This is a genomic window from Chryseobacterium carnipullorum (genome assembly GCF_003815695.1).
GTDB classification, from domain to species: domain Bacteria; phylum Bacteroidota; class Bacteroidia; order Flavobacteriales; family Weeksellaceae; genus Chryseobacterium; species Chryseobacterium carnipullorum.
In genome coordinates, this window is sequence record NZ_CP033920.1 from 2,633,709 (window position 1) to 2,646,048 (window position 12,340).

Annotated in this window: 11 protein-coding genes; 6 read left to right on the forward strand and 5 right to left on the reverse strand. The window is 38.7% G+C overall.

Features of this window, described 5'->3' with window-relative positions; all coding sequences use genetic code 11:
• Window positions 1–64 precede the first annotated feature (64 nt).
• Both EG346_RS12035 and EG346_RS12040 read right to left on the reverse strand, forming a co-directional pair.
• Window positions 65–484, reverse strand: a complete 420-nt coding sequence (locus EG346_RS12035) for an SH3 domain-containing protein (RefSeq protein ID WP_073336105.1) — start codon at window positions 482–484, stop codon at window positions 65–67.
• 8 nt (window positions 485–492) lie between these two features.
• Window positions 493–978, reverse strand: a complete 486-nt coding sequence (locus EG346_RS12040) for a BON domain-containing protein (RefSeq protein WP_073336107.1) — start codon at window positions 976–978, stop codon at window positions 493–495.
• Window positions 979–1,199: 221 nt separating this feature from the next.
• On the opposite strand from EG346_RS12040, the gene EG346_RS12045 reads away from it, so the two are divergent.
• Window positions 1,200–2,450, forward strand: a complete 1,251-nt coding sequence (locus EG346_RS12045) for a dicarboxylate/amino acid:cation symporter (protein WP_073336109.1) — start codon at window positions 1,200–1,202, stop codon at window positions 2,448–2,450.
• A 7-nt stretch (window positions 2,451–2,457) separates the two neighbouring features.
• The gene (locus tag EG346_RS12050) at window positions 2,458–3,180 is read left to right on the forward strand and encodes a phytanoyl-CoA dioxygenase family protein (protein WP_123878880.1); all 723 of its coding nucleotides are present in this window, start codon (window positions 2,458–2,460) and stop codon (window positions 3,178–3,180) included.
• A gap of 61 nt (window positions 3,181–3,241) precedes the next feature.
• Here EG346_RS12050 and EG346_RS12055 read toward each other — a convergent pair whose 3' ends face one another.
• Both EG346_RS12055 and EG346_RS12060 read right to left on the reverse strand, forming a co-directional pair.
• Window positions 3,242–6,064, reverse strand: coding sequence for a GH92 family glycosyl hydrolase (locus EG346_RS12055; protein WP_123878881.1), 2,823 nt, complete (start codon window positions 6,062–6,064; stop codon window positions 3,242–3,244).
• Between the two features lie 163 nt (window positions 6,065–6,227).
• A complete protein-coding gene (locus EG346_RS12060) occupies window positions 6,228–6,683 on the reverse strand; it encodes a hypothetical protein (protein ID WP_123878883.1) in 456 nt (151 codons plus the stop codon).
• Between the two features lie 157 nt (window positions 6,684–6,840).
• On the opposite strand from EG346_RS12060, the gene EG346_RS12065 reads away from it, so the two are divergent.
• Both EG346_RS12065 and EG346_RS12070 read left to right on the forward strand, forming a co-directional pair.
• Window positions 6,841–7,950, forward strand: a complete 1,110-nt coding sequence (locus EG346_RS12065) for an Mrp/NBP35 family ATP-binding protein (protein ID WP_123878885.1) — start codon at window positions 6,841–6,843, stop codon at window positions 7,948–7,950.
• Window positions 7,951–7,997: 47 nt separating this feature from the next.
• Window positions 7,998–8,246, forward strand: a complete 249-nt coding sequence (locus tag EG346_RS12070; protein WP_073336119.1) for a NifU family protein — start codon at window positions 7,998–8,000, stop codon at window positions 8,244–8,246.
• Window positions 8,247–8,582: 336 nt separating this feature from the next.
• On the opposite strand, the gene EG346_RS12075 is transcribed toward EG346_RS12070, so the two are convergent.
• Window positions 8,583–9,968 carry a T9SS type A sorting domain-containing protein gene (locus tag EG346_RS12075; protein ID WP_123878887.1) on the reverse strand — a complete coding sequence of 462 codons (1,386 nt, stop codon included), beginning with the start codon at window positions 9,966–9,968 and terminating at the stop codon, window positions 8,583–8,585.
• 172 nt (window positions 9,969–10,140) lie between these two features.
• Here EG346_RS12075 and EG346_RS12080 point away from each other — a divergent pair, with 172 nt between their 5' ends.
• Together EG346_RS12080 and EG346_RS12085 are read left to right on the forward strand one after the other, a co-directional pair.
• A complete protein-coding gene (locus EG346_RS12080; RefSeq protein WP_073336123.1) occupies window positions 10,141–10,707 on the forward strand; it encodes an NfeD family protein in 567 nt (188 codons plus the stop codon).
• 31 nt (window positions 10,708–10,738) lie between these two features.
• Complete coding sequence (locus EG346_RS12085; RefSeq protein ID WP_073336125.1) at window positions 10,739–12,307, forward strand: flotillin family protein; 1,569 nt, start codon at window positions 10,739–10,741, stop codon at window positions 12,305–12,307.
• Window positions 12,308–12,340: the final 33 nt, after the last annotated feature.

Consider the following 12,340-nt stretch of genomic DNA (forward strand, 5'->3'; position numbering starts at 1 on the left):
AAAAAAAACATCCCCGATCGGGGATGTCTGTATTGATTTTTTCAAAAGTTTATATTTTGAAAAATTATGCTTTCAAATATCTTGAATAAGCATAGCCTTCCTGACCATCATCAGTCTTTACTTTCCACCAGTCATCAGAAGTCTGCTCGATCAAAGTTACCGATGTACCTTTAGCCGCTTTTCCTACTACAGCAGCTTCAGTAGAAGGCTCCTGTCTGATGTTAAGATTAGAATCTTCTGTAGCTACTGTTAAAGCAGCACCTGAAGCTAATCCTGAAACCTGTACGTCAATATTGATATCGGAAGCTGAATAAGTAGAGTCAATAGTTCCTAAAGCATTCCATACTGCATCTTTTGCGGCTGTATTGGAAGCACTTCCTGAAACATAAAGAATACCATCCTGCTCTTGAACCTGAAGGTTAGAAATTCCTGCAGACTGTGCTGCTGAAACTACGCTTGAATATTTATCTTGTAATGTACTCATCTCTAAAATTATTTTACGACTAGGTTATTGTTATACTTTCCGATTTTCAAAGCATCTACAGATTCTTTGATCTTTCTTGCCTGAAGGCTTGAAACATTTCCTGTAAGCGTAAGCTGTCCGTTCACAACTTCTACTTTTACAGAAGGGAAATCTTTAACAGCATCCTGAACTTTTTTCTGAACTGCAGGATCTACAGCAGATGTCGTTTCAACAGGTGCTGGTGCAGCAGGAGCTACAGTAGACATGTCCATTACTTCCTTTACTCCGCTGATCGCTTTTAATTGTGTAATCATAGCATCCTTAGACTGCTGGTCAGCGAAAGTTCCGCTTAAATGAGCCACTCCTTCTTTTACTTCTACAGAAGCATTGGGATTAGAAGTTACGATGGTTGTAGCCTGAGTCTGAAGATCGGCATCAGAAACTTTCTTTTTACAAGAAACTGCTCCGAAAGATACAGCTACAGCTAAGGCAGCCATTGCGATAGTTTTTTTCATATTGTATATTTATTAATGTTGTTAATACAATCAAATGTAATAATAAAATTTGTACCAAAAGAATAAAAAATCAATAAATGTTTCTTAAGTTTTTTGCAATATTTTATAAATCAGGGATTTAATTTTAATGGATCATAAACTTAATCTCAACTTCACCGGATTCGGACAAAATCTTGTACCAATTGAAAAACTGCTATATTTGTGGGAATTGAACTATATATATGAAAGGACAAAATAAACTTTTTGTAGCCATTATCGTTGCGCTTATCCTGGGAGTAGTCATTGGAGGTGTTGTACACACACAATATCCTGAAAGTGCGGAACCTTTTTCCAAGAATATCAAACTGCTGGGAACTGTTTTTATCAGACTCGTACAAATGATCATCGCACCGCTGGTGTTTACCACGCTTGTGGTAGGAATTGCCAAAATGAGCGATATCAAAATGATCGGAAGGGTAGGGACAAAAGCCATGTTGTGGTTTATCTCTGCTTCACTGGTTTCCCTGTTTATCGGGCTGATACTTGTAAACTGGCTTGAGCCTGGTCATGTGACCAAACTTCCCATCCAGGATGCTGCTGCAGCAGAAGATCTTCTGAAAAGCAGTAAAGGTTTTTCTCTGGAAGACTTTGTAAAACACATGATCCCTAAAAGTTTATTTGAAGCTTTTGCCACCAATGAAGTACTTCAGATCGTGGTTTTTTCCATTATGTTTGGGGTAGCACTTGCCAATTTGGGTGAAGAATATTCAAAACCGGTGGTTAAACTTTTTGATATTATTGCCCATGCTATTCTTAAAATGGTAGCCTACATTATGTGGTTTGCGCCCCTTGGAGTTTTGGGAGCAATTGCCGCAGTAGTAGCGATGAACGGATTCCAGATATTTATCGTTTATGCGGTCTATCTGCGGGACTTTTTCTTCGCATTAGCCGTTCTTTGGCTGGTTCTTCTGTTGGTAGGTTACCTGATCCTGGGGAACCGCCTTTTCGAACTGCTTAAAAGAATCAAGGCACCGTTGCTGATCGCTTTCTCTACAACGAGTTCAGAAGCTGTTTTCCCTAAATTGGTCGAAGAGCTTGAAAAATTCGGATGCAATAACAGGGTTGTATCTTTCATTCTGCCATTAGGTTATTCTTTTAATCTTGACGGAAGTATGATGTATATGACGTTTGCCTCCATCTTTATTGCTCAGATCTACGGTATTGAAATGTCATTGGGTCAGCAGATTACCATGCTTTTAGTACTGATGCTTACCTCCAAAGGTATTGCCGGAGTTCCAAGAGCTTCACTGGTTATCATCGTAGCGACCTGCTCGATGTTTGGTATTCCACCGGAAGGGATCGCTTTGATCCTGCCAATCGATCACTTCTGTGATATGGGAAGAAGTATGACCAATGTATTAGGAAATGCCCTCGCCACTTCTGCTGTCTCCAAATGGGAAGGACAGCTTGAAAATACACCTCAGGAAGTTTAAAACGCACATGACAAAACAATATTTAGAGAACCATAAACAATACTTCCTTGAAAAAGGTCTTACCGTAATCAATTCGATCTTTTCTGATGATGAGATTGAAAAGATAACAAAGAGTATCGCAAAGGCCGATGCATCAAAAGAAAATTTCAGAAAGTCTGCTGACGTGTTTGCCATAAGACAGTTCCTGAAAGAAATTCCGGAAATTAAAGATCTGATATTCAATGATACCATTAAAACCATTGTCAGAAAACTCTTCGGAGACAAATATTTTGCTGTAAAAAGTATTTATTTTGACAAACCCGAAACGTCCAACTGGTATGTGGCCTATCATCAGGATCTCACAATTTCAGTAGATAAAAAAATGGAAATAGCGGGTTTCGGACCCTGGACGGCCAAGCAAAATCAGTTTGCTGTTCAGCCGCCACTACCATTTCTTGAAAATATCTGTACCATCAGGATCCATCTGGATGATACGGATGAGTACAACGGAGCACTGAAAGTCATTCCGGGATCTCACACCAAAGGAATCTACAGACCGGAAACCATGAACTGGAAAACGGAAATCGAAAAATTCTGCGATGTACAGAAGGGGGGTATCATGATCATGAAGCCCCTTACCCTGCACGGCTCCAACAGAACGACTGATGGCAGGAGAAGAAGAGTGATTCATATAGAATTTTCTGATATGGAGCTGCCTGAAGAATTGCAGTGGTCCGAGAGAATGAATTAAAAAACAAAATTCCCCTTTGAACTTTTCAAAGGGGAATTTTTATACTATTGAGTTTGATCATTTATTTCACAGAAATCTCATCAATAAAGATGTACGCCTCGCCTCCGGCTCCCTGGTGCCATTCGGGAAGTTTTCCGAAATAGTACGCTTTTACCTTAATGTAGCGGGCTTCCGTCGGGAGGATCTCTGCTCCGAAATCTTTTATCTGTACTTTTTCATCTTTTGGATCGATGGTATGGTCTGTAGTTTTCAGAAGAACAAAGTCTTTCCCGTTCATGGAAGCATAATATTCCACTTTCTTAGGCATCAGAATCCATGCTCTGCTGTCCTGAAGGTAAGTAGAGGATAATTGGGTGATTTGCTGAGGCGATTTTAAATCAATCACGGCTTCAAAATCCTGTCCCTGATAGCCGTGCCATTCACCTTTTCTCCAGTTTACATCACCGTTGATCCCGTCGATCAGGGCCAGTTTTCCATTAGCCGTATACTGCGGCGTTGCTTTTGAGTGGATGTCGATATCCCAATAATTAGGCCTTCTGTTAAAATTGGCTACGGTCACTGAACTCTTTTCACCATTTCTTTCCGAATACGCGAGAACCTGAGTGGTTTTACTAATGGTGAAAGGACCTTTGTATGCCGTAAACGTTTTTCTAACATTCGCATCATCTGAATTAAGGGTCATATAATAAACTTTATCACCAGAATTCAGTGGAGTGATCTGTACTTTTGAAGAGAAATCGAAAATCCTGTCGGAAGCGATAATGGGTGATGCGGTGAGCTGTGTATATTTGAAATCTTTTACAGGTTTGCTATTTTCAAACCCTAATTTTTGAAGCTCAGATTGACTGGTGTTTTTTGTGATTACTTTTGTGGTGCCATCTTCTAAATGAATTTTAACCTCATCAAAATAAGGTGTCGTGGTCTGCCATTCAGGTAGCCCCGGAGTAACCGCATAGATTCCCAGTGAACTTAGGATATACCAGGCACTCATCTGGCCGCAGTCTTCATTTCCTATAAGCCCGTCCGGAGTATTTTTATAGAAATTATCAAGGATATATTTGATCTTGGCATCGGTCTTTTCCGGCTTGCCTACATAGTTATATAAGTAAGCAATGTGATGGCTCGGCTCATTCCCCTGAGCATACTGGCCCATCAATCCTGTAATATCTACCTGTTCTCTGCCTGTGGTTTTATCCGGTGCTGCAAAAATAGCATCAATGAACTGTTCAAATTTTTCCTTTCCGCCATGTGCTGCGATCAATCCTGGAATGTCCTGCTGAACGGAGTAGGAATAATGCCATGAATTTCCTTCCGTATAATTATTGTTTACCTCCCTTGCATCAAAAGGCTCATACCAGTTTCCATTCTTTCTGGGCTGCATAAAGCCGCTGTTTGGATTGTATAGGTTTTTCCAGTTCTGAGAACGTTTCATGAAGTACTGATAATCTTCCTTTTTGCCTAAAATATTAGCCATTTGGGCAATACACCAGTCATCGTAGGCATATTCCACCGTTTTGGAAACGCTTTCATGTTCATCATCGATGCTGATATAATGGTTCTGCTTGTAAGCATTTAACCCAAAAATATCCAGCATGGCAGAATTTTTAGAGGCCTGGAATGCTTTTTCATAATCAAAACCTTTAATTCCTTTAGCCATTGCATCTGCAATCACAGAAACAGAATGATAACCGATCATACATTCCGTTTCATTGGAAGCCAGCTCCCAGACCGGAAGTTTTCCACCCTGTTCATACTGTTTGATAAAAGTATTGATGAAATCGGCTGTTTTCTTTCTGTCGATCAGGGTCATCAGCGGATGGGCAGCTCTGAATGTATCCCAAAGTGAAAAGACGGAGTAATAATCAAACCCTGTGGAGGTGTATAGTTTGTTGTCCCGACCTCTGTATTTTCCATCCACATCCATATTGATGTTCGGTTGGGTAAAAACATGATAAAGGGCTGTATAAAAGACAGAAAGTTTATCCTTATCGTCAGACTTAACTTCAATTTTTGAAAGCTCTTTGTTCCAGTCTGATTCTGCCTGCTTTTTTACCATTTCAAAATCATTAGATTGGCCTTCTGCCAGCATATTTTTTCTGGCTCCCTCATAACCCGTCGGGGAAATTGAAACTTTTACAAGAATTTTCTCTCCTTTTTTAACTTTATTGGAAAAAGCGATTTTTACTTGAGTTCCGTAATAAAAATTATTTTCTTGTATACTACCTTTTTGCACTGCAGCATGTGCTTCATATACGTTTGTTTCAAGCATCGGCTTTGAAAATTCTATTCTGGCGTAGATATATTGGTTGGTAGCCCATGCTTCACTTCTCCTGAAAACTTCAATGGTTTTATCATCAATGATCTTTACTTCACCTTCCAGCAATTTATCTCTGTGATTGAGGTCTAGAATGATATTGGCCTTCCCTGAGTTATTGAATGTATATTCATGGTAACCGACTCTTTTCGTCGTCGTCAGGCGAACATCAATATTGTTTTTGTCTAATTTCACAGCATAAAATCCGGCCGATGCTTTTTCATTTTTATGCGAAAATTTTGAAGAATAGTCTTTGCTGTTTAAGCTTGCATTTCCCATCGTAGGCATCAGCATGATATCCCCGTAATCGGAAACTCCGGTTCCGTTCAGATGGGTATGCGAAAAACCATAGATCACCGCATCTGAATAATGATAGCCACTACATCCATCCCAGCTTCCGTCTATCCTGGTATCGGGTGAAAGCTGTACCATTCCGAAAGGAACAATGGCTCCGGGAAAGGTGTGGCCGTGGCCCCCGGTTCCTATAAAAGGGTTTACATATTGAGCGTAATTCTGGGAATATATGATCTGAGCAATGAATAAGGAGAAAACTGCCAGTTTTTTTTTCATATCATCAATTTATGTCAACGAATATATTGAAAAAACGGCAGAACAGAATGTAATTATGATATGACAATGGTTGTGTTTGAATAGGTTTTGGCTAAAGCCAGATGAATGGCGGTATATTTGCTAAACGGGCTAAAGCCCGTTGCTATTGAATTGAAAGACGGTCTTAAACTTTTCCCTCGAAAAGGTCATCCAGATAATGCTGTTGATGAATTTCCGAACGGTCTGTTCCCAGGAATTTTTTCCATGATTGGGATTCGTGGTATACAATTCCCATTTCCCAGACACAATACGTAGGAAGATGAATTGTATTTCTGTCCCAGACTTCAAATGTTCCGGAACCGTCATAATAAACACTTTCCCAAAGCTCATTTTCACTTCTCCAGGTACAGACCAGCAAGAGATAGTTTTTGCCACATCTGTGCAGTATGACAAATCCCAGATCTTCTTTATTCTGAAAATTTTCGACAGCATTTTCAATACAGATTTTAGCATTACTGATATCCAGAGGTGAGATGTCAGCCAGATTTTCTGCGAGGTCATACCATTTGAATCTGGTTGTTCCCAACGCGAAAATACCTTTGGAAGATACATGTTTAGAGGGGTAGATCGTAGAATTCATAGGTGATATGTTTAATGATGAAAATGTGTTTTAAAGATGAGCATAAGAATATAGAGAAAGTTTGTTTTGTCATGTTATTTATCACATTGGGTTATAGATTTTATTGATTCTAAATTATCAAAAAAATCCGTAAATTTGTGAACAATTTATATTTAGTATGTTGACGAAAGAAAAGGTTCAAGATTTCCTTAAAGAGATAGAGGTAGATGATTTGGTGAATAACTTTCAGATCATGGGTAATGATGTTTATATTGACATGACTGCCCATTCTCCTGCGATGCACGAAAAGAAAAAGCTGGAAGCAGCGATGAAGCAGGCTTTTGCAAGTGAGTTTGGAGAAGATATTCATCTGAAGCTTAAAATAGTTTCTCCGGAGCCCAGTGAGATTCAGCTTAGCCAGATCAAAGGTAAACAGATCGCGGGAATTCAAAATATTATTGCTATTGCTTCCGGAAAAGGAGGCGTAGGAAAATCTACGGTTGCTGCAAATATGGCAGTTACCTTAGCAAAAATGGGTTTCAAAGTAGGATTACTGGATGCCGATATTTACGGACCATCAGTTCCTACGATGTTCGATACTGAAGGTGAAAAACCCATCTCTGTAGAAGTCAACGGAAAAAGCATGATGAAACCTGTTGAAAATTACGGGGTAAAAATGCTTTCTATAGGATATTTCTCAGGTGCCAATCAGGCAGTGGTGTGGAGAGGCCCAATGGCTTCAAAAGCGCTGAACCAGATGATCAGAGATGCAGCCTGGGGAGAACTTGACTTTTTATTGATCGATCTTCCTCCGGGAACAGGAGATATTCACTTGTCTATCATTCAGGAAGTGCCTGTAACGGGTGCGGTGATCGTAAGTACCCCTCAGCACGTGGCATTAGCAGACGTAAGAAAAGGGATTGCGATGTTCCAGATGGAAAGTATTAATATTCCGGTTCTTGGATTAATCGAAAATATGGCGTATTTTACGCCGGAAGAATTACCGGACAATAAGTACTACATCTTTGGACAGCAGGGCGCTCAGTATCTTGCTGAAGATCTGAGAATTCCGGTATTGGGAGAGATCCCGTTGATTCAAAGCATCAGAGAAGCTGGAGACGTAGGAAGACCTGCAGCCCTTCAGGAAGGTTCTAAAATTGCAGAAATCTACACAGAAACCGCAAGAAAAATGGTAGAAAGTCTTTTGGAAAGAAATAAAAATCTTCCCCCTACAGAAGCGGTAAAGATTTCCACCATGGCAGGATGCTCGCCGAAAGCTAAAAAATAATGATTTTCAATTAAGTTTGAAAAAAAACCGAATTGAATTAAAGAAATATGGAAACAAATATAAAACACGAAGATACAGTAACAAGAGTAATGGAAGCTCTGGAAAGCATCAGACCGTTCCTGAATAAGGATGGAGGTGATATCGAGCTTATTGACGTGAAGGATAACCAGGTTTTTGTAAAACTTTTGGGTAACTGTTCCGGATGTTCGCTGAATTTTTCAACCCTGAAACTGGGCGTGGAAAATACCATCAAGCAACATGCTCCGGAGATTCAAAAAGTAATCAATGTAGAGTAAAAAATTACACGAAATATTTTTTAAAGACAGGTTTTTTCAGCCTGTCTTTTTTTGTTCTGATTTCATTTAGAGTATAAGTGTAAAATCTCCTACGGATCACCTAAATTTTTTTACCTTTTTCAGGTTGTATAATTTGTACAAAATGAATGATATTAAAAGTATAAAAACATTTTATAAAAAGATGAGATGACTGTAGACGATCACTTCTTTGCTAAAAACTTTTAAACAAAAGGCACAAGGATTTCCCCTTAAAATAGATTTATTCAGAATTCCCTGCGCTTTTGTGTTGACTCAAAACTAATGGATGATAAACTTTAATGTCCTTTTATAACAGCATTAGTTTTTGATCAGTTTCCGGGTCACTATTTTTCCATGATCAAATTCAGCCTTTAAAAGATAAACACCTTTAGATAGATCTGAAATATTGGAATGATTTTCAGTTATTATTTTTAACAATTTTCCATCTGTAGAATAGAGTTCAATTTTTCTTACTTTCTCTTTTGAGGAATACACCAAATGGGATTGAGCAGGATTCTCAAATGAAATGGAATTTTCAGGCTGGATTCCATTCGCTGATAAAGTAGATGTTGATACATTGTATTTTGTCACTACATAATACCACTTATTGGTTGAAAGATCCTTTTGGTCACCTCCTACGTAAATGACATTGTCTTTTGCTAAAACAGAAGTATAATTTCCTTGTGCTAAAGATGTCTCCTTGTAAGAATTTTGGGAATTAAGAGGAACAAGATTGCCTGAATGATCATAGCTTACAATGAATGGAATCTCTGCAGATGTTGTTCCTACAAAGTATATTTTATTTCCTGAAAAGTCAAAATTGCTGTAGAAATCAAGACTATTATTGTCATCAGTCAATAAAACGGTACTGGATAAGTTTCCATTGGAACTGATATTGTAGAAAGTGTTACCATCTAAATCTAAAGTATAGATACTGTTATCTGTAGCCTGTTTTGAAAAGTAGCTTCCTGAGTCAGGGTACGTAAAGGTTCCATTGGTTCCAAATGTACTGACCGGAGTTAAGGTGGAAGTTATTTTATCAATCTTATGATCGTAAAAGGCGAGTATATTGGAATTTGATAGTTGGATATTCCCACTGTTAACCTGACTGATGCTTCCATTATTTCCGTAAGAAGTATCAATGCTTCCATTCGGAGTTAATTTAATGAATTGGCTTCCGGTTGCTAAAATAATAGAAAGATCAGAAAGAACAACCGCATTGTTAGATCTGAAACCATTTGGTCCGTTATAAGAAGTTTTAAACTCCCCATTATTTCCAAAGCTGTTATCCAAAATACCATTTAGGTCATATCTCAGAATACTTGTTTCAGAAGAAGCACTACCGGATGTTCTTTGGAAGGTCACAAGAATTTTCCCATTTCCCTGAGGTAGGACAATAAAATCACCTATGTAGTCGGGAAGTGTGAGTATTCCGGCATTTCCAAAATTTGTGTTTAAAGTCCCGTCAAGATTTAATTTATAAATTTTATTGGGATTGACATTCCCGGATGTTATAATGTCCTTTCCATACGCAAGGATTTTATTATCAGAACTTAGGGTAATTTGCAGGTCATCTGCTTCTCCATTTAATGGAAGTGAGACAATTCCTCCACTTCCAAAATTGGGGTCTAAATTGATTGTCTGAGCATTGATGTTGCTATAAAAAGAAGCCACCATTGCTACACTTGTAAAAAGTTTATTCATAGTTATCTTAAAGCAGCGAAGATATTAAAAACCAATCCTGTTTGAAACATGATATATTGACTGATAGCTTTAAATAGTGACGTTTTATTATCCCATCAGGCCTTCTCGTTTTTTATTATTTTCAATTTAAAAAATCAGTTTTTTTTAAGTATATTTGTTAAAAACGCATCTTATGTTTGAATTTCTTCAAAATTTAGAACCCCTTCAGCAAGGCTTCTGGTATACAGCCATAGCTGCCAGCTTTATCTTTTTAATTCAAACAGTTCTTACTTTTGTCGGAGGCAGTCATGGAGACGTAATGCATTCTGATTTTAGCGGAGACAGTCATGCTGACAGCCCTTTTCAGTTATTTTCTTTCAGAAACCTTATCAATTTCCTTTTAGGATTTGGATGGAGTGGTGTTGCATTTTATCATTCCATAGGAAACAAATCGCTGCTGGTATTTGTTGCCGTCATTGTTGGGGCAGGATTTATATTTTTATTCTTTATTTTGATCCTTCAGATCATGAAACTTACGGAAGATAATACCTTTAAGATGGAAAATCTCATTGGCAGGGCAGGTGAAGTTTATCTTACCATTCCTCCGGATATGAGTGGTAAAGGAAAGATTACCATTTCTGTCAATGGCACCAGCCACGAACTTCCGGCTATGACAGAAGAAAAAGAAAAGATCCCGTCCGGCGATTCTGTGAGGGTTACTTACATTTATGACAAGATCCTTGTCGTTTCAAAAATTTAATTCATTATCAACCATTTTATAAAAACTATTTATGGCAATACCAGGAAGTCTTATTTTAACATTAGTTATTGTACTTGTACTATTCGTCACGTTTTTGGCCCTTATATCAAGGTACAAAAGATGTCCTTCGGATAAAATTTTAGTGATTTACGGTAAAACAGGAGGCAGCTCTGCAAAATGTATCCACGGAGGTGGTGCTTTCGTATGGCCTGTTATTCAGGATTTTGCTTATCTTGATTTGAAACCGATCTCCATTGAGGCTAATCTTACCAATGCTTTATCCAGACAGAACATCCGGGTAGATGTACCATGCCGGTTCACCATTGCCATCTCTACAGAACCTGATTCTATGGGAAATGCTGCAGAAAGATTACTAGGTCTGGCTCAGGAGCAGATTCAGGAACTTTCTAAAGACATCCTTTTCGGTCAGCTCCGTTTGGTTATTGCAACAATGACCATTGAAGAGATCAATTCAGACAGGGATAAATTCTTGGACAATATCTCTAAAAACGTTGATACCGAATTAAAGAAAATTGGTTTAAAGCTGATCAACGTGAACGTTACGGATATCAGAGATGAATCCGGATATATTGAAGCTTTGGGTAAAGAAGCCGCTGCAAAAGCGATTAACGAAGCGATCATCAGTGTTGCGGAACAGACTAAAATCGGGGAAACGGGTAAAGCAATTGCCGACAGGGAAAAAGACACTCAGATTGCCGAAACCCAAAGAGACAGAGATGTGAAGATTGCTATCACTCAAAAAGATAAAGAAATCAGTATTGCTTCGGCCATAAAAGATGAGTCTATCGGTAAAGCAGAAGCCGCAAAGGAATCAAGAATTGCCACCTCATTAGCCAACTCTATTGCGGTAAAAGGGGAAAATGAAGCCAAGATCACCATCGCGAACTCTGATGCTGAAAGAAGAGAAAAAGAAGCGGAAGCCTTAAGAATTGCTACCGCTGCGGAAAAAGTACAGGCTGCAAGATCTTTGGAAGAATCTTACCTTGCAGAACAGAAAGCGGAAGTTGCCAGAGGAGAAAGAGAACGTTCTACGCAACAGGCCAATATTGTAGTACATGCAGAAATTGCTAAACAGAAAGCCATCATTGACGCAGAGGCAGAAGCTGAAAAGATAAGATTGCAGGCGAAAGGAGAGGCAGATGCTATTTTTGCTAAAATGGAAGCCGAAGCAAAAGGGCTTTATGAAATCCTCACCAAACAGGCTCAGGGGTATGACAAAATCGTACAGGCTGCAGGTGGAGATACCAACAGTGCTTTCCAGTTGCTTTTAATTGAAAAACTTCCTGAATTGGTTAAAACCCAGGTGGAAGCTGTTAAAAATATTAAAATCGATAAAATCACGGTTTGGGATAGTGGAAACGGACAGGATGGAAATGGTTCTACCGCCAATTTTGTTTCGGGAATGATGAAATCTGTACCTCCATTGAACGACCTGTTTAATATGGCCGGACTTAATTTACCGGAGTATTTAAAAGGAAAGCCGGATGAGGCTAAACAGGAGATTGTAATCGTTCCAGAGAAAAAAGAGAAAAAGAATTTTGATGATATGAATCCGGAAACTGAAGTTCCGAAAGCATAATATTGAAGTATAGAGACAAGTTCCGGTCGGAAA